The sequence below is a fragment of the Enterobacter sp. 725m/11 genome (assembly GCF_011683705.1).
GTDB lineage: Bacteria > Pseudomonadota > Gammaproteobacteria > Enterobacterales > Enterobacteriaceae > Enterobacter > Enterobacter bugandensis.
The window spans coordinates 1-18,343 of record NZ_JAAQOK010000043.1; the positions used below are offsets into that span (position 1 = coordinate 1).

The window sequence follows — 18,343 nt, forward strand, 5'->3', positions numbered from 1 at the left end:
TCCGTCGTCGGCAGCGTCAGATGTGTATAAGAGACAGCCGTAACCTGGGCAAACGTATCATCAGGCGCTTTTTGTAACGCCTCGGGATGCGCTGTAAGCGTCAGCAGCAGCTGCTCAAGAAAGGCCGTGCCGGTAAAATCGGGTGGGCGAGGATAGCTCACCTTGCCCGGGTGCTGCTGCGCGAACGCCAGCAGCGCCTGCGGATCCTCCGGCGGCATTGGCATGCTGGCTTTGCGGGCGATAAAAGTCAGCTGCGCGCCGCCCCACGGCGATTCCGCCCCGTCGGTTGGAATCGCAAAATCTTCCGTAACGGGTTTACGGGTATCGACATAGCGCCAGTTGGGCAGACTCTGCGCCCACCCGGTTTGCAGCAGGTTCGCCTCTTTTAGCGTGCGGAAGTTCTCGCCGTTCACCCACAGGAGGTCGACCGAGCCGTTGGTCTTACGCCCTGCGGCGGCTTCCGTCTGAATACGTTTGACCGCATCGGCGGCATCCGCCAGCGGGACGATTTTTAGGGTGATGGCATAGTGCGTTTGCATCTCACCGCTGACCCACTCAAGGTAGCGGTTAACCGCCGGATCGCCGCCCCAGGCGTTAAACCAGACGGTCTGGCCTTTGGCCTGCTGTTGAATAGCTTGCCAGCCGTCGGCGGCATAGAGGGGGGCTGCCAGCAGCAGACCGGTCAGAAACGTGCAAAAACGCACACGGCGCATAATGCCTCACTTTTTATCAGCAGGGAGATAGTGGGAAAACAGCCGGCGCGTAACCAGCGGTAATAACCCCAGTAGTGTAAAGGCGAATACCACGCCCGGCGACAAAATATCGCGCAGCGATGCCACTTTTCCCAGCTCCCGCCCGGCGTTCAGAAAGATAACCGTCGCGGGCAGCATGGCGAGCTGGCTGACCCACCAGTAGCGCCGGACCGTGATGCGGGTCAGCCCCATCAGTAAATTCACCAGGAAAAACGGGAACAGCGGCATCAGGCGCAGGGCAAAAAGATAGCCCGCGCCGTCGCGCGCCATGCCCGCATTTACCGTTGCCATCTGTCGGGCAAACCGCCGCTGCACCCAGTCGCGCAGCAGGTAACGGCTGGCGAGCATCGCCAGCGTGGCCCCGAGCGTGGAGGCAAACGAAACCAGCACGGTGCCTTCCCACAGCGTAAATAACGCCCCGCCCAGCAGGGTCAGAACCGCCGCGCCGGGTATCGAGAGAGCGGAAACCGCCACGTAAAGCGCAAAGAAGATCAGCGCGCTACGCAGCGGCGCGTGGTCGACATGGGAGAGTAGCGTCTGCTGGTGGGTTTTAATTCCTGCCAGAGAAAGCGTGTCAGGCGGCAGAATGACAAATGTCATAAGAAATGCGCCCAAAAGGGCGCACAGGAAGAGTGTTTTTCGTATGTTCACGCGCGATTACAGCTTGAATTTAGCCCATACCGGCGCGTGGTCCGACGGTTTTTCCATGCTGCGGATGTCGTAGTCGATCCCGGTTTCGATGCAGCGCTCCGCCAGCGGCGTACTCGCCAGCAGCAGATCGATACGCAGGCCGCGGTTGTCGTCAAAGCCCTTCGAGCGGTAGTCAAACCACGAGAAGCGATCCTGCGTTTCCGGGTTGGCATTGCGGAAGGTATCCACCAGGCCCCAGCCCAGCAGGCGCTCCATCCACTCACGCTCTTCCGGCAGGAAAGAACATTTGCCGGTGCGCAGCCAGCGCTTGCGGTTCTCTTCGCCGATGCCGATATCCAGATCCGTCGGGCTGATGTTCATGTCGCCCATAATTAGCACCGGATTCTCTTTTTTCAGTTCGGTCGTCAGATAGTTCTGCAGATCCTGATAAAACTTCGCTTTGGCCGGGAATTTTGTCTCGTGATCGCGGCTCTCACCCTGCGGGAAATAGCCGTTAATGACCGTAATATTCCCGAGCGCGGAAGGCACTTCCGCCATGATGATGCGGCGCTGGGCTTCTTCACCGTCGCCGGGGAAGCCGCGGCGCACGGAAACCGGCGTGTCTTTGGTGAGCAGCGCGACGCCATAGTGACCTTTCTGACCGTGGTAAAAGACGTTGTAGCCGAGTTTCGCCACCTCTTCGAGGGGGAACATGTCGTCGTGAACCTTGGTCTCCTGCAGGCCGATCACATCTGGCTGATGTTGCTCAACAATGGCTTCTAGCTGATGAGGGCGGGCGCGCAGGCCGTTGATATTAAAAGAGACAAATTTCATAGTCGCTGCCAGTGCAAGGTGAATAGTGCATGGATGGTAGCAGAATTTGCGTCAACTGTTACCGGGTTCGACCAATAACTGCGACAGATATTGCCGGTGGTGCAATATTTGCACCATTCTGACGCGCTTCGCCCTCAAACAGGGCGTAAAGGGCCGATAAATTTCGCGAGCGATCACAATTCCAGAATTATATTTGGCCTGTGCATACTCTTTCTGATTTTCATGCGGCAAAGCGCCGCTTGTCGTAAAAATATTCACTTTTTATGCACTAACAGTGAATAACTCCATATTGTAACCTATTGATATTCTGTTACCTCACCCCGTTTATGCATTTTTATCGCTGGCTGGCACGAAGGCTGCAATCTACATTCACAGTGCAAACACTCAATTATTTAACATTCAAATAACTTTTTATTTACCGGATGAGGTCGCTATGTCTCTGTCAATTACGCGTGAAAATTTCGATGAATGGATGATGCCGGTTTACGCTCCGGCGGCTTTTATTCCGGTTCGCGGGGAAGGCTCACGCCTGTGGGATCAGCAGGGTAAAGAGTATATCGACTTTGCCGGGGGGATTGCGGTGAATGCGCTGGGTCATGCCCATCCGGCGCTGCGTCAGGCGCTGAATGACCAGGCGGCGAAGTTCTGGCATACCGGCAACGGCTTTACCAACGAACCCGCGCTGCGCCTGGCGAAAAAGCTGATTGACGCGACCTTCGCTGAAAAAGTCTTTTTCTGTAACTCCGGCGCGGAGGCCAACGAAGCGGCGCTGAAGCTGGCGCGCAAATATGCCCACGACAAGTTTGGGACGCACAAGAGCGGGATTGTGGCGTTTAAAAATGCCTTCCACGGGCGCACGCTCTTTACCGTGAGCGCGGGCGGCCAGCCTTCTTATTCGCAGGATTTCGCTCCGCTGCCGCCGGATATTCGCCACGGCATTTATAACGATCTGCAGTCCGCCAGCGAGCTGATTAACGACACCACCTGCGCGGTGATTGTCGAACCAATGCAGGGCGAGGGCGGCGTGCTTCCGGCGCAAAAGGCATTCCTGCAGGGGCTGCGCGAGCTGTGCGACCGTCACGACGCGGTCCTGATTTTCGACGAAGTGCAGACCGGCGTGGGCCGCACCGGCGAGCTGTATGCCTATATGCACTACGGCGTGACGCCGGACGTTCTCTCTACCGCCAAAGCGCTGGGCGGCGGCTTCCCGATTGGCGCGACGCTGACCACCGATAAATTCGCCAGCGTGATGACCGTGGGCACCCACGGCACCACCTACGGCGGCAACCCGCTGGCAACCGCCGTCGCCGGACAGGTGCTCGACATCATTAACACCCCTGAGGTGCTGAAGGGCGTTAAGCAGCGTCACGAGTGGTTCGTTGAGCGCCTGAACGCCATCAACGGCAAGCTTGGCCTGTTTAAAGAAATTCGCGGCCTGGGGCTGTTGATCGGCTGCGAGCTCACGGCTGAGTTTGCCGGAAAAGCGAAGCTTATTTCACAGGAAGCGGCAAAAGCGGGCGTGATGGTGCTGATTGCCGGTGCCAACGTGGTGCGTTTTGCGCCTGCGCTGATTGTCAGCGAGGAAGAGGTACAAACCGGTCTGGACCGTTTTGCGCTGGCGTGTGAGAAGGTGAAATCCGGGGTGTCATCATGATGGTCATCCGTCCCGTTGAGCGCGGCGATATTGCCGGGCTCATGCAGCTTGCCGGTAAGACGGGAGGCGGGCTGACCTCGCTTCCTGCCGATGAAAAAACGCTGTCGGCGCGCATTGAGCGCGCCCTGCAAACCTGGCAGGGGACGTTGCCAAAAAGCGAACAGGGTTACGTGTTCGTGCTGGAAGACACCGAAACGGGGAGCGTGGCCGGGATCTGCGCCATTGAAGTGGCCGTCGGGCTTAACGACCCGTGGTACAACTACCGCGTCGGCACGATGGTTCACGCCTCGAAAGAGCTGAACGTCTATAACGCACTGCCCACGCTGTTTCTCTGCAATGACCACACGGGCGCCAGCGAGCTCTGTACGCTGTTCCTCGACCCGGCGTGGCGCAAAGAGGGCAACGGCTATCTGCTCTCCAAATCGCGCTTTATGTTTATGGCCGCTTTTCGCGATCGCTTTAACGAAAAAGTGGTGGCAGAGATGCGCGGCGTGATCGACGACAAAGGCTACTCGCCCTTCTGGGAGAGCCTGGGCGAGCGCTTCTTCTCGATGGAGTTCAGCCGGGCGGACTATCTCTGCGGCACCGGCCAGAAGGCATTTATCGCGGAGTTGATGCCTAAACATCCTATCTATACCCATTTCTTAACGCCGGAAGCGCAGGCGGTAATTGGCGAAGTGCATCAGCAAACCGCGCCTGCCCGCGCGGTGCTGGAGAAAGAGGGCTTCCGCTACCGTAACTATGTCGACATCTTTGACGGCGGGCCAACGCTTGAGTGCGATATCGACCGCGTGCGCGCCATCCGTAAAAGCCGCCTGGTTGAGGTATCCGAAGGCCAGCCCGCGCCGGGTGACTGGCCGGCATGCCTGGTGGCAAACGAAAATTACGCCAACTTCCGCGCCATGCTGGTGCGGACCAACCCGAAATGTGAACGTCTGGTGCTGACGGCTGCAGAGCTGGATGCCCTGAAATGTAACGCCGGCGATACGGTTCGCCTGGTGCGTCTCTGCCCTGAGGAGAAAACAGCATGACATTATGGATTAACGGTGACTGGGTAACGGGCGAAGGCGAACAGCGCGTAAAAACCAATCCAGTTGGAAAAGAGGTGCTGTGGAAGGGAAATGACGCCAGCGCCGCGCAGGTCGAGCAGGCCTGCCGTTCCGCACGACACGCGTTTCCCGCGTGGGCAAAACGGCCATTCGCCGAGCGCCAGGCGCTTGTTGAAAAATTTGCCGGACTGCTGGAGGCCAACAAGGCCGAGCTGACGCGCATCATCGCGTCCGAAACCAGCAAACCGCGCTGGGAAGCGGCGACCGAAGTGACGGCGATGATCAATAAAATCGCTATTTCGGTTAAGGCGTACCACACCCGCACCGGCGAGCAGCATACTGAGATGCCGGACGGCGCGGCCACGCTGCGCCACCGTCCGCACGGCGTGCTGGCGGTGTTTGGCCCGTATAACTTCCCTGGGCATCTGCCGAATGGTCACATTGTGCCCGCGCTGCTGGCGGGCAATACCGTCATCTTCAAACCGAGCGAGCTTACGCCGTTAACCGGCGAGGCGGTGGTGAAGCTGTGGGAGCAGGCCGGGCTGCCGCCGGGCGTGCTGAACCTCGTGCAGGGCGGGAGGGAAACCGGTCAGGCGCTGAGCGCGCTGAGCGATATCGATGGCCTGCTGTTTACCGGCAGCGCCGGAACGGGCTATCAGCTGCACCGCCAGCTAGCGGGGCAGCCGGAGAAAATTCTGGCGCTGGAGATGGGCGGCAACAACCCGCTGATTGTCGAAGATCCTGATGATATCGACGCTGCGGTGCACCTGACGATCCAGTCCGCCTTTATTACCGCCGGACAGCGCTGCACCTGCGCCCGCCGCCTGCTGGTCAAGCGCGGCGCGCAGGGGGATGCCTTCCTGAAGCGTCTGGTAGAGGTGAGCGCGCGGCTGGTGCCTGCTGCGTGGGATGCCGATCCGCAGCCGTTTATCGGCGGGCTGATCTCCGAACAGGCCGCGCTGAACGTGCTCAACGCCTGGCAGGGCCACGTTGCGCGCGGGGCGAAAACCCTGCTGGAGCCGAAGCAGGTTCAGCCGGGTACCTCGCTGCTGACGCCGGGCATCGTTGAGATGAGCGGTGCGAGCAGCGTGCCGGATGAAGAGGTGTTTGGCCCGCTGCTGTGTGTCTGGCGTTACGACGATTTTGATGCGGCCATTGCGATGGCGAATAACACCCGCTACGGCCTGTCGAGCGGGCTGATATCGCCGCATCGCGAGAAGTTTGAACAACTGCTGCTGGAAGCGCGTGCCGGGATCGTGAACTGGAATAAACCGCTGACCGGGGCGGCGAGCACCGCGCCGTTCGGCGGCGTGGGCGCCTCGGGCAACCATCGCGCCAGCGCCTGGTATGCCGCCGATTACTGCGCGTGGCCGATGGCGAGTCTGGAAACCCCGGCGCTGACGCTGCCGGCGACGCTTAATCCGGGGCTCGATTTTACGAAGGGAGAAGGCCATGAAAGCGCGTGAAGTCAACTTTGACGGGCTGGTGGGGCTGACGCACCACTATGCCGGTCTCTCCTTTGGTAATGAAGCCTCGACGAAGCACCGCTTTCAGGTCTCCAACCCGAAGCTGGCGGCGAAGCAGGGGCTGCTAAAAATGAAGGCGCTGGCGGATGCCGGCTTCCCGCAGGCGGTGATCCCGCCGCAGGAACGCCCTAACGTGGCGGTGCTGCGCCAGCTGGGATTTAGCGGTACGGACGAGCAGGTCGTCGAAAAAGCGGGTACGCAGACGCCGCATTTGCTCTCTGCGGCAAGCTCTGCCTCTTCAATGTGGGTGGCCAACGCGGCCACCGTCGCGCCGTCAGCCGATACGCTGGATGGTAAAGTCCATCTGACGGTGGCGAACCTGAATAATAAGTTTCATCGCGCCACCGAAGCGGACACCACCGAGCGCGTGCTGCGCGCTATTTTCAAGCATGACGCCCATTTTGAGATCCATCAGGCCCTGCCGCAGGTGGCGATGTTTGGCGACGAAGGCGCGGCCAACCATAACCGGCTGGGTGGCGATTACGGCGATCCCGCCGTGCAGCTGTTTATCTACGGGCGGGAAGAGGGCGGCCACGCCGCGCCAACCCGTTATCCAGCGCGTCAGACGCTCGCGGCCAGCCAGGCGGTTGCGCGCCTGAACCAGGTCAATCCTTCCCAGGTGATTTTTGCCCAGCAGAACCCGCACGTGATCGACCAGGGCGTGTTCCATAACGACGTGATTGCCGTGTCCAACCGCCAGGTGCTGTTCTGCCATGAGCAGGCCTTTGCCCATCAGGATAAGCTGCTCGCCACGCTGCACGAACGCGTGCCCGGCTTTATGCCGATCCAGGTGCCAACGCAGGCGGTCAGCGTGCAGGACGCGGTCGAAACCTATCTGTTCAACAGCCAGCTGCTGAGCCGCGATGACGGCAGCATGATGCTGGTGCTGCCGCAGGAGTCCCGGGATCATCGGGGCGTGTGGCGCTACCTCACCGAACTGGTGAAGGCCGATAACCCGATTGACGAGCTGCGCGTGTTTGACCTGCGCGAAAGCATGGCTAACGGCGGTGGTCCCGCCTGTCTGCGCCTGCGGGTCGTGTTAACGCCAAATGAAATACAGGCCGTTAACCCGGCAGTCATGATGAATGAGACGCTCTTTAACGCCCTGAACGACTGGGTGGACCGCTACTATCGCGACCGGTTAACGCAGGCCGATCTGGTTGACCCGCAGCTGCTGCGCGAAGGGCGCGAGGCGCTGGACGCATTATCGTCAATCCTGCAGCTGGGCTCGGTTTACCCGTTCCAGCGCTAAAGGAGAGGATATGGAGAATTTACTGGCGCTGACCCTGGCCGATGAATCGCCGGACCAGAGTGAGGGGGAGGGCCCCTCATTCCGCTGGCGGTGGCTGGGGCGCGGGGTGCTTGAGCTGACGCCGAAGGCCAGCAGCGTGTTATCGCTGCTGCTTTCCACGGGGATCCACGGGAATGAAACTGCACCCGTTGAGATCGTCGATGGGCTGCTGCGCGCGCTGTATCGCGGCGAGATATCCCTTGCGTGCCGCGTGCTGGTGGTGCTTGGCAATCCGCCTGCGCTGGCGCAAAACAAACGGTATCTGGTCAGCGACATTAACCGCATGTTCGGCGGGCGCTGGTCGCAGTTTCCGCAGAGTGACGAAACGGCGCGTGCGCAGTGGCTGGAGAACGTCGTGACGACGTTTTTTGCCGCGGCGGGACCGGCGCGCTGGCATCTGGATCTGCATACGGCGATCCGCGCCTCTTACCATGTCAGATTCGGCGTTCTGCCGCAGCGCAATCAGCCGTGGGATGAAGCGTTTCTGAGCTGGCTGGGGGATGCCGGGCTGGAGGCGCTGGTGTTTCATCAGTCGCCGGGCGGGACCTTTACTCACTTCACTTGCGAACGGTTTGGCGCGCTGTCCTGTACGCTGGAGCTGGGAAAAGCGCTACCGTTCGGACAGAACGATCTCACGCGCTTTGCGCCAACGGAGCTCGCGCTTCGGGCGCTGCTCGGTGGGACGGCTACCGAGCACGCACATCAGCCCGTTGAGCGGTACCGGGTCGTACAGCAGATCACCCGCCGCAGCGAGGCTTTCAAGCTTCACATGGCCGCGCACACCCTGAACTTCACGCCGTTTCGCAAAGGGGCTCTGCTGGCGGAAGATGGCGAAGAGCGTTACGAGGTGCAGAAAACCACCGAATATGTGCTGTTCCCCAACCCCTCCGTAGCGTTTGGCCTGCGGGCCGGTCTGATGCTGGAAAAACTCACCTGAACCTTTCCCCTCTCACCATCCGGGAGGGGAAGTAAAAATGTTTTCTTAGCGATTAAAGCGCTCTGATTTCTTTTACGGAATATTCCTGGCGAATTGCTTTATTATTCACCGTCACTTCGTTATACTTCTGCTAAATAGCTTTAAAATCATTATATTGAATATTTCTTGTTGCAACTCTCCACGCTTTATCCTTATTTCCTCCACATTTGGCGAAAAAATGTTTTTTACACTTTCATTGTTTTACCGTTGCTCTGATTAATTGACGATAAACCCCGTAAAGTTAACCTCGTCAACACGGCATAGCGCCGAAGAATAACTGAAAGAAAGGAAATAAATTATGCGTAAGTTTACTGCACTGTTTGTTGCTTCTACCCTGGCTCTGGGCGCTACCAGCATGGCGTTCGCCGCAGATACCGCAACCACCACCGCCGCGCCAGCTGAAGGCAAAATGATGATGCATCATAAAGGCAAGCCGGGTATGCACCACGAGATGATGATGTTCAAAGATTTGAACCTGACGGACGCGCAGAAGCAGCAGATCCGCGACATCATGAAAAGCCAGCGTGACCAGATGAAGCGTCCTCCGCTGGAAGAGCGCCGCGCAATGCATGACATTATTGCCAGCGACAGCTTCGATAAGGCGAAAGCCGAAGCGCAGATCGACAAAATGGCCGAGCAGCACAAAGCCCGCATGCTGGCGCACATGGAAACCCAGAACAAGATCTACAACATTCTGACCCCGGAACAGAAAAAACAGTTTAATGCTAATTTTGAGAAGCGTCTGACAGAACGTCCGGCGATGGAAGGTAAAATGCCAGCACCAACCGAATAATCGGTTCACTCTCTTAAGACCGCCGGGATCCTGTCCACAAAAGCGAAATCGCTGTGGACAGGACCGGCGGTTTTTCTATTCTGCCCTCTTGCCTGCCGCCGCCAGCGCGGTATTCTCCTGTAGTCGCTTCAGAGAATGTCTGTAGAGTCATGGCGTTAGCATTTTTATTAACGTTCCGCTAAGGCCTGCCCGCTCTGCTGCCGATACTGTGTCTGTGAATACCTAACGATAACAAACAAGACTGCAGGGGTAGCGATATCCTTGCCCTGGCACGGGTTGTGCCATTCAGGAGTGGTGATGGAGTTCTTTGATATTCGTAAGATGCCGGTCAGCCTCTGGCGCAATGGTGCCGGCGAAACGCGAGAAATTTGCTGTATCCCTCCCGCGACGCGCGATTTTTTCTGGCGTGCCAGTATCGCGACCATCGCCAGCAACGGCGAATTCTCCTCGTTTCCCGGTGTCGACCGGGTCATTACCCTGCTGGAAGGCGGGGAGGTGACGCTGGATGCCGGTCAGGCGTTCTGCCATACCCTTAAACAGCATCAGCCTTACAGTTTTGCTGGCGATTTGCCGGTGAAGGCGCTGCTTTCCGATGGCAGGATGGCGATGGATTTCAACATCATGACCCGGCGCGATTGCTGTCAGGCGAAGGTGCGGGTTGCCGATCGTACTTTTACCACCTTTGGCTCGCGCGGGGGCGTGGTGTTTGTATTAAGCGGTGCGTGGCAGCTGGGTGATAAATTGCTGACGGCCGATCAGGGCGCCAGCTGGCAGGAGGGGACCCATACTCTGCGTCTGCTGGAGTCTCAGGGCACCCTGCTGTTCAGTGAAATTAATTGGCTGCCGGGTCACTGAGTGCGATGATCTCGAACTTGCCCGCTAATACGGGCTTGCAGAGGATTTTGTAGCCGTCGTGGTCGAATCCCGCGGGGGTGCGCAGCAGGGTTGCCGCGTCGCTTAAATCATCGACCGCCCCCAGCCAGAGCCAGTTATTGACGATGTGATACTGCGTCATGGTTTCACCCACTTCTTTTAGCGCAACGGCGCCGTCCCACGGCCAGCAGTTGACGCTGATCCCGGCCAGGCCCGCGAGGAGCCGGGCGTGATGCGCCTCAACGCTCTCTTTTCCGCAGCAGGCGCCTGCGCAGCGCTTCAGAGCGGAGCGGAAACAGGCGCGGCCCCGCGTGGTGCCCTCTAGCCCTAAAAGGCTATAGCAAAGCTGCAGCTCGTCCGCGAGCGCCTGCAGAGACTGCAGGGCGGCACGCTTGTTTGCGAACAGCCCGAAGAGATTCGGGGCGTGGGAGAAATCGACCTCGCGGGCGTAGACGACCTGCGGCTTGCCGTCGGCGATCTGCAGGGAGCAGAGCTGGCGGTTGCGGCGCAGGCGCTTATTGAAGAGCGGCTGCTGCTCTTTTATCAGCCGGGCTTCCAGCAACAGCGCGCCCATTTCTCCCGCCGTCTGGAACCAGGTAATGCGTCGCGACTGGCGCAGCATGGCGGCCTCGTCCGGGGTGCGCAGGTGGGATAACACCCGGCTGCGAATGTTAACGCTTTTGCCGATGTAGAGCGGCAGGGTCTCGCTTTCACCGTGAAAGATGTACACACCCGGCTGTTTGGGCAGCGCCTCAAGCCAGGGGCGAAGATGTTCGGGATATTCATAGATAGCCGCCGCTTCAAACTCAAGACGCGGGGCTGATTGACGCCTGCTCACATACTGCTCCATATACTGTTCAGGTATACAGTGTAGCAGGTGTGCTGTGGTTAAAAAAGAGCCGGGTGGCGTGATGCCCTCTCCCTAAAGGGGAGAGGGAGCAAAGATTAACGTTTTGCGTTTATTTCCAGAAATCGTCAAACACCGTAATTGGCGTGTGGCGCTTGTGCTCGGTTTTCAGGTACCAGCCCTCGATAATTTTCGCGGTACCTTCATCCAGCGTTTTGCCTTCCAGATAATCATCAATGTTGTCATAGGTGACGCCAAGGGCCGCTTCATCCGGCAGGGAAGGGCGATCGTCTTCCAGATCCGCTGTTGGCGCTTTCTTGTACAGGTGCTCAGGGCAGCCCAGCGCGGCGAGCAGCTGCTTGCCCTGACGCTTGTTGAGACGGAAAATCGGGTTGATGTCGGTGCCGCCATCGCCGTATTTGGTGAAGAAACCGGTGATCGCTTCTGCCGCATGGTCGGTGCCTACCACAACGCCTTTGGTCATCCCGGCGATGCTGTACTGCGCTTTCATGCGCTCGCGCGCTTTCTCGTTGCCGCGCACAAAATCACTCAATTCAATGCCCGCTTCGCGCAGCGCCTGCTCGCTTGCCAGCACCGAGCCTTTGATATTGACGGTAAGCACGCGATCGGGCTGGATGAACGCGATGGCGTCCTGGCAGTCCTGTTCGTCCGCCTGAACCCCGTAAGGCAGACGCACGGCGATAAACTGCAGCGCTTCGTCGCCCGTCTCTTCACGAAGCTCTGAAATCGCCATCTGGCAGAGTTTACCCGTCAGGGTAGAGTCCTGCCCGCCGCTGATGCCCAGCACCAGGGATTTCAGGAAAGCGTTCTTTTTTAAGTACGACTTTAAAAAATCCACGCTGCGGCGGATCTCTTCCTGTGCATCTATCGCAGGCTTAGCGCCCAGCGCCTGAATAATCTCTTGTTGCAGAGCCATCATGCCCTCCGTATGCAGAACATAAACAGAATGTGTTAACTGTTAAAACTAACCCTTTGGGCGGAAAACGACAAGGATCACAGTTTCGAGTGCGTTAATTTGCGGCGATTTAGCAGCTTATCGTTGTTTTATTAGAATTTTCCGAAATTCGTCTGGCGTAAATCACAAAGTTGAACAATAGTACTTTTTATCCCATGCTTAGATAACACGCTGATAAACAAGAGGACGGAATATGAACAAGAACGTAGCAGGAATTCTTAGCGCAGCGGCGGTACTGACGATGCTGGCAGGGTGTACGGCTTACGATCGCACCAAGGATCAGTTTACCCAGCCCGTGGTTAAAGACGTTAAAAAAGGGATGACACGTTCGCAGGTGGCTGCGATCGCCGGCAAGCCTTCTTCTGAAGTGACCATGATTCACGCGCGCGGTACGTGTCAGACTTATATCCTGGGTCAACGTGATGGTAAGGCAGAAACCTACTTCGTCGCGCTGGATGATACCGGACATGTGATTAACTCCGGCTATCAGACCTGTGCTGAATACGACACCGATCCGCAGGCACCTAAGGCGCAGTAACCCTGCTTGCCTGAAGATGTTAACAAACCGGCCTCTGGGCCGGTTTTTTTATTCATACGTTAATCTTATTTCTTTGCGCGAATTATTTGCCTGAAATGTGAAGGTAGTCAACAAGCCAGGTCAATGAGAGACAATTTAGGCCTATCCAGAATTATCTCCCCTCTGTACCATTGCGTATACTCACTTCAACGATAAACAACAGTACGCAAGCTACCTGTCTGCCGGGACAGCGAGTCGAGTGATAGCGCGACGGCAGGTAGTCATACAAGAGGGAAATTATGATGGAAAAGAAACATATCTACCTGTTCTGCTCAGCGGGCATGTCAACCTCGCTTCTGGTGTCAAAGATGCGCGCGCAGGCTGAAAAGTATGAAGTTCCTGTGGTGATTGAAGCGTTTCCGGAAACGCTGGCGGGCGAAAAAGGCCAGAAAGCCGATGTTGTGTTACTGGGGCCGCAAATTGCCTATATGTTGCCCGAAATTCAACGACTGCTACCGAATAAACCGGTCGAGGTGATCGACTCGGGGCTGTACGGCAAGATCGATGGTTTAGGTGTACTTAAAGCTGCTGTGGCAGCCATTAAAAAAGCTGCTAATTAATTTTTATTTTTCCCGTCAAAGAGTTATTTCACACACAATTACGCCGTAACATGCGTTACGGCATTTAAGGGTATTTTCCTATGAGTAAAGTCATCGCTTCACTTGAAAAGGTACTCCTTCCTTTTGCTGTTAAAATAGGAAAGCAGCCTCACGTTAATGCCATCAAAAACGGTTTTATTAAATTAATGCCGTTGACGCTGGCCGGGGCCATGTTCGTTTTAATTAACAACGTTTTTCTGAGCTTTGGTGAAGGTTCCTTCTTTTATTCATTAGGAATTCGGTTAGACGCTTCCACTATTGAAACCCTTAACGGTTTTAAAGCCATCGGCGGCAACGTATATAACGGTACGTTGGGTATTATGTCGCTGATGGCGCCTTTCTTTATTGGGATGGCGCTGGCTGAAGAGCGGAAAGTGGATCCGCTGGCCGCCGGATTATTATCCGTTGCCGCATTTATGACCGTCACGCCTTACAGTGTGGGTGAAGCCTACGCCGTTGGCGCAAACTGGCTGGGCGGAGCCAACATCATCTCCGGTATTGTTATCGGCCTGGTGGTGGCAGAAATGTTCACCTTTATTATCCGTCGCAACTGGGTTATCCGCCTGCCGGATAGCGTACCGGCCTCCGTTTCTCGTTCATTTTCCGCGTTGATCCCAGGCTTCATTATCCTCTCCATCATGGGGATTATCGCCTGGGCGCTCTCTCACTGGGGCACGAACTTCCACCAGATCATCATGGACTCTATCTCTACGCCGCTGGCGTCGATGGGGGGCGTGGTCGGTTGGGCGTATGTGATTTTCACCTCTCTGCTGTGGTTCTTCGGCGTGCATGGTTCACTGGCACTGGCCGCGCTGGACAGCGGAATTATGACCCCATGGGCACTGGAAAACGTTGCGCTTTACCAGCAGTACGGTTCCGTTGACGCGGCGCTGGCGGCAGGTAAAACCTTCCATGTGTGGGCGAAGCCGATGCTTGACTCCTATATCTTCCTGGGTGGTACCGGGGCGACCCTGGGTCTGATCATTGCGGTCTTTATTGTCTCTCGTCGCGCTGACTATCGTCAGGTGGCGAAACTGGCGCTGCCATCAGGCATCTTCCAGATTAACGAACCGATTCTGTTCGGCCTGCCAATCATCATGAACCCGGTCATGTTTATTCCGTTTATCCTGGTTCAGCCGCTCCTGGCCGCTATCACCCTGACGGCCTATTACATGGGTATCATTCCACCGGTTACTAACATTGCACCGTGGACCATGCCGGCGGGTCTGGGCGCGTTCTTCAACACTAACGGCAGCGTCGCGGCCTTCCTGCTGGCGATATTCAACCTCGGGATTGCCACCCTGCTGTACATGCCGTTCGTGGCGATTGCGAACAAAGCTGCCACCATCATTGATGAAGAAGAGAGCGAAGAGGAAATTGCCCTCTCACTGAAATTCTAATATTGACCGGCGCGGGGAAGCCCGCGCCAGCCACAAGGAGCTAAAACATGTTAGATTTGGATAGTATCGTCGCAGACGAAGCCGCAGAGAACGATCTCGAAGAAGTGGTGATGGGCCTCATTATCAACTCCGGGCAGGCGCGCAGCCTGGCGTATGCCGCACTGAAGCAGGCCAAGCAGGGCGATTTCGCCGCCGCGAAAACCATGATGGAGCAATCCCGCACGGCGCTGAACGAAGCGCACCTGGTGCAGACAAAGCTGATTGAAAGCGACCAGGGCGAAGGGAAGATGAAGGTCAGCCTGGTGCTGGTACACGCTCAGGATCACCTGATGACGTCCATGCTGGCGCGTGAGCTGGTGGCGGAGTTGATTGAGCTTCACGAGAAAATGCACTAGGTCGGATTGAGCAGCAGGAGGTCAGCACGATGGAAATCAAAACCGCATTTGAACAGCAACTGTTTAATGGCAAAAATTTTCACGTGGTTATCTACAACAAGACGGAGAGCGCCAGCGGTCTGCACCAGCATGACTACTATGAGTTCACGATTGTTCTGACCGGCCGCTACTACCAGGAGATCAACGGTAAGCGCGTCCTGCTGGAGCGAGGGGATTTTGTCTTCCTGCCGATGGGTTCCTATCACCAGAGCTTTTACGAATTTGGCGCGACCCGCATTCTGAACGTGGGCGTCAGCAGACGCTTCTTTGAGAAGCACTATCTGCCGCTGGTGCCGTTCTGCTTTGTGGCGTCCCAGGTATATCGTGTGAAAAACGAGTTCATGACCTGGATTGAAACGGTCATCGCCTCGCTTAACTTCCGCGACAATGAGTTTGATGAATTTATTGAAACGGTGACCTTCTACGTGATGAACCGGTTGCGGCATCACCGTGAAGAGCAGCAGGTGACGGATGATGTTCCACAGTGGCTGCGCAGCACCGTGGAACTGATGCACGATAAAGGCCAGTTCAGCGAAAATGCGCTGGAAAATATGGTATCCCTCTCGGGGAAATCCCAGGAATATCTGACCCGCGCGACGCAGCGTTATTATCGTAAAACGCCGGTGCAAATAATTAATGAAATCCGCATTAATTTTGCCAAAAAACAGCTGGAGATTACCAACTATTCTGTCACCGATATTGCCTATGAGTCAGGATATAGCAGTCCCAGCCTGTTTATTAAAACTTTTAAGAAGTTGACCTCATTCACACCGAACAGCTACCGGAAGAATTTAACGGTAATTAATTAACTTTCGGCGGATTACCCGCCATAAATATTGCTTTAATGGCTTGCCCAAATAGCGGGAAGAGTACGCTATACCTTGCAGGCGATTAACCTGATACGCTAAGGGAGATATTATGCAAAAGAAATTAAAAGTCGTAACCATTGGTGGCGGCAGCAGCTATACCCCGGAATTACTCGAAGGTTTTCTGAAACGTTATCATGAATTACCGGTCAGCGAATTATGGCTGGTGGACGTTGAGGAAGGTCAGGAGAAGCTGGATATTATTTTCGACCTGTGCAAGCGCATGGTTGAGAAAGCGGGCGTGCCTATGACCGTGCATAAATCCCTCGATCGTCGCCTGGCGCTGAAAGATGCGGATTTCGTTACCACTCAGCTGCGCGTCGGCCAGCTAAAAGCGCGCGAGCTGGACGAGCGTATTCCGCTGAGCCACGGCTACCTGGGGCAGGAGACCAACGGCGCGGGCGGCCTGTTCAAAGGCCTGCGTACCATTCCGGTGATTTTCGACATCGTCAAAGATGTGCAAGAGATCTGCCCGAACGCGTGGGTGATTAACTTCACTAACCCGGCCGGAATGGTGACCGAGGCGGTATATCGTCATACCAATTTCAAACGCTTTATCGGCGTCTGTAATATCCCGATCGGCATGAAGATGTTTATCCGCGACGTGCTGGAGCTGACCGACAGTGACGATCTCTCAATCGATCTGTTCGGCCTGAACCACATGGTGTTCATTAAAGACGTCATCGTGAACGGAAAATCGCGCTTTGCCGAACTGCTCGACGGCGTGGCTTCCGGTCGCCTGACCGCGGCCTCCGTGAAGAACATCTTTGACCTGCCGTTCAGCGAAGGGCTGATCCGCTCGCTGAATCTGCTGCCGTGCTCGTACCTGCTTTACTACTTCAAGCAGAAAGAGATGCTGGCTATCGAAATGGGCGAGTACTATAAGGGCGGCGCGCGTGCGCAAATCGTTCAGAAAGTTGAGAAGCAGCTGTTCGATTTATATAAAGATCCGAACCTGAACGTTAAACCGAAAGCGCTTGAGCAGCGCGGTGGGGCCTATTACTCCGATGCAGCGTGTGAAGTGATCAACGCCATCTACAACGACAAGCAGGCGGAGCACTATGTTAACGTGCCGCATCACGGCCATATCGACAATATCCCGGCGGACTGGGCCGTCGAGATGACCTGCATTCTGGGGCGCGAGGGGGCTAAACCGCATCCACGTATCACCCACTTCGACGACAAAGTTATGGGCCTGATCCACACCATCAAAGGCTTTGAAGTGGCGGCGAGCAACGCGGCGCTGAGCGGTGAACTCAATGACGTGCTTCTGGCGCTGAACCTCAGCCCGCTGGTGCATTCCGACCGCGATGCGGAGCAGCTGGCCAGCGAGATGATCCTGGCGCATGAAAAATGGTTGCCGAACTTTGCCGCCACGATTGAGAAGCTGAAGTTCAAACAACACTGAGAGGACGCACAATGGAAAACCTGCTGATCGTTAATGCTGATGACTTTGGCCTTTCGAAAGGCCAGAACTACGGCATTATTGAAGCCTGTCGCCGCGGGGTAGTGACCTCTACAACGGCACTGGTGAACGGTGAAGCGGTTGAACACGCGGCGCAGCTGAGCCGCGAGGTGCCAGAGCTGGGTGTCGGCATGCATTTTGTGCTGACGCTCGGGATGCCGCTTTCGCCCATGCCAGGCCTGACGCGTGACGGTCTGCTGGGCAAATGGATTTGGGAACTGGCGGAGCAGGACGCTCTGCCGCTCGAAGAGATTGCCCGTGAGCTGGACTGCCAGTACAACCGCTTTGTTGATCTTTTTGGCAAGGCGCCGACGCACATCGACAGCCACCATCATGTGCACATGATCCCGGCGATTTTCCCGATTGTTGCGGCGTTTGCCCAACGCAAAGGCGTGGCGATGCGCGTGGATCGTGAGGCGCAGGGCGTGCCGGACTGTGCCGTGACAACAACTGAGGGGTTCAGCAGTGCCTTTTACGGTGACGAGATCGACGAAGCGCTGTTCCTCAAGGTGCTGGATGATTCCGCCGCGCGGGGGGAACGGTCGCTGGAGGTCATGGCGCATCCTGCCTTTGTCGATAACACCGTGCGTAAGAGCGCCTACTGCTGGCCGCGCCTGGCGGAGCTGGATGTCCTGACGTCGCCGTCGCTGAAATACGCCATTGCCGAGCGTGGGTATCGGTTGGGGACGTTTGGGGATCTGTAAGAAGTGCCGGGTGGCGAGGTAAAAGCAAAACGGTAACCTGGGTTACCGTTTTTATTGTTTTCTCCCTCTCCCGTGGGTGAGGGCATCAGGCCGCACA

General features: G+C 56.6%; 19 protein-coding genes. 14 read left to right on the forward strand and 5 right to left on the reverse strand.

Annotated elements, in window-relative coordinates; all coding sequences use genetic code 11:
- From HBA26_RS17425 to xthA, 3 genes are all read right to left on the reverse strand, one after another.
- Positions 1-713, reverse strand: a 713-nt coding sequence (locus HBA26_RS17425) for an ABC transporter substrate-binding protein (protein ID WP_166720965.1), incomplete at its 3' end; no start/stop codon positions are given.
- 6 nt (positions 714-719) lie between these two features.
- On the reverse strand, positions 720-1,403 hold the full coding sequence (locus HBA26_RS17430; RefSeq protein WP_126345721.1) for a TVP38/TMEM64 family protein: 684 nt from the start codon (positions 1,401-1,403) through the stop codon (positions 720-722).
- Between the two features lie 6 nt (positions 1,404-1,409).
- Complete coding sequence (gene xthA, locus HBA26_RS17435) at positions 1,410-2,216, reverse strand: exodeoxyribonuclease III (RefSeq protein ID WP_032644863.1); 807 nt, start codon at positions 2,214-2,216, stop codon at positions 1,410-1,412.
- A gap of 433 nt (positions 2,217-2,649) precedes the next feature.
- Here xthA and HBA26_RS17440 point away from each other — a divergent pair, with 433 nt between their 5' ends.
- From HBA26_RS17440 to ves, 7 genes are all read left to right on the forward strand, one after another.
- Complete coding sequence (locus HBA26_RS17440; protein ID WP_028012790.1) at positions 2,650-3,870, forward strand: aspartate aminotransferase family protein; 1,221 nt, start codon at positions 2,650-2,652, stop codon at positions 3,868-3,870.
- Complete coding sequence (astA, locus tag HBA26_RS17445; protein ID WP_126345720.1) at positions 3,867-4,901, forward strand: arginine N-succinyltransferase; 1,035 nt, start codon at positions 3,867-3,869, stop codon at positions 4,899-4,901. Before HBA26_RS17440 ends, astA begins: the two co-directional genes overlap by 4 nt.
- The gene (gene astD, locus HBA26_RS17450) at positions 4,898-6,385 is read left to right on the forward strand and encodes a succinylglutamate-semialdehyde dehydrogenase (RefSeq protein WP_126345719.1); all 1,488 of its coding nucleotides are present in this window, start codon (positions 4,898-4,900) and stop codon (positions 6,383-6,385) included. The genes astA and astD overlap by 4 nt, the downstream gene beginning before the upstream one ends.
- Positions 6,372-7,697, forward strand: coding sequence for an N-succinylarginine dihydrolase (astB, locus tag HBA26_RS17455; protein ID WP_047368346.1), 1,326 nt, complete (start codon positions 6,372-6,374; stop codon positions 7,695-7,697). Before astD ends, astB begins: the two co-directional genes overlap by 14 nt.
- A 10-nt stretch (positions 7,698-7,707) precedes the next feature.
- Complete coding sequence (astE, locus tag HBA26_RS17460) at positions 7,708-8,673, forward strand: succinylglutamate desuccinylase (protein WP_126345718.1); 966 nt, start codon at positions 7,708-7,710, stop codon at positions 8,671-8,673.
- A gap of 337 nt (positions 8,674-9,010) precedes the next feature.
- Complete coding sequence (gene spy, locus HBA26_RS17465) at positions 9,011-9,505, forward strand: ATP-independent periplasmic protein-refolding chaperone Spy (RefSeq protein WP_028012795.1); 495 nt, start codon at positions 9,011-9,013, stop codon at positions 9,503-9,505.
- 297 nt (positions 9,506-9,802) lie between these two features.
- Positions 9,803-10,360 carry an environmental stress-induced protein Ves gene (ves, locus tag HBA26_RS17470; RefSeq protein ID WP_045261590.1) on the forward strand — a complete coding sequence of 186 codons (558 nt, stop codon included), beginning with the start codon at positions 9,803-9,805 and terminating at the stop codon, positions 10,358-10,360.
- Here the strand turns inward: ves and cho are convergent.
- Positions 10,338-11,216, reverse strand: coding sequence for an excinuclease Cho (gene cho, locus HBA26_RS17475; RefSeq protein WP_088205593.1), 879 nt, complete (start codon positions 11,214-11,216; stop codon positions 10,338-10,340). The genes ves and cho overlap by 23 nt on opposite strands.
- A 121-nt stretch (positions 11,217-11,337) precedes the next feature.
- Complete coding sequence (gene nadE, locus HBA26_RS17480) at positions 11,338-12,162, reverse strand: ammonia-dependent NAD(+) synthetase (RefSeq protein ID WP_048959444.1); 825 nt, start codon at positions 12,160-12,162, stop codon at positions 11,338-11,340.
- 232 nt (positions 12,163-12,394) lie between these two features.
- On the opposite strand from nadE, the gene osmE reads away from it, so the two are divergent.
- From osmE to chbG, 7 genes are all read left to right on the forward strand, one after another.
- A complete protein-coding gene (osmE, locus tag HBA26_RS17485) occupies positions 12,395-12,739 on the forward strand; it encodes an osmotically-inducible lipoprotein OsmE (RefSeq protein ID WP_003857836.1) in 345 nt (114 codons plus the stop codon).
- 281 nt (positions 12,740-13,020) lie between these two features.
- Entirely contained in the window at positions 13,021-13,338 is a 318-nt protein-coding gene (chbB, locus tag HBA26_RS17490; RefSeq protein ID WP_014883474.1) for a PTS N,N'-diacetylchitobiose transporter subunit IIB, read from the forward strand.
- A gap of 80 nt (positions 13,339-13,418) precedes the next feature.
- Positions 13,419-14,777 (forward strand): PTS N,N'-diacetylchitobiose transporter subunit IIC, encoded by a 1,359-nt coding sequence (gene chbC, locus HBA26_RS17495; RefSeq protein WP_126345717.1) that lies wholly within the window; start codon positions 13,419-13,421, stop codon positions 14,775-14,777.
- 47 nt (positions 14,778-14,824) lie between these two features.
- Entirely contained in the window at positions 14,825-15,172 is a 348-nt protein-coding gene (gene chbA / locus HBA26_RS17500) for a PTS N,N'-diacetylchitobiose transporter subunit IIA (protein ID WP_028012800.1), read from the forward strand.
- 5 nt (positions 15,173-15,177) lie between these two features.
- Positions 15,178-16,020 (forward strand): transcriptional regulator ChbR, encoded by an 843-nt coding sequence (chbR, locus tag HBA26_RS17505; protein WP_028012801.1) that lies wholly within the window; start codon positions 15,178-15,180, stop codon positions 16,018-16,020.
- A 109-nt stretch (positions 16,021-16,129) separates the two neighbouring features.
- Positions 16,130-17,485, forward strand: a complete 1,356-nt coding sequence (locus HBA26_RS17510; RefSeq protein ID WP_028012802.1) for a 6-phospho-beta-glucosidase — start codon at positions 16,130-16,132, stop codon at positions 17,483-17,485.
- Between the two features lie 11 nt (positions 17,486-17,496).
- Positions 17,497-18,246, forward strand: coding sequence for a chitin disaccharide deacetylase (chbG, locus tag HBA26_RS17515; protein WP_126326152.1), 750 nt, complete (start codon positions 17,497-17,499; stop codon positions 18,244-18,246).
- Positions 18,247-18,343 lie beyond the last annotated feature (97 nt).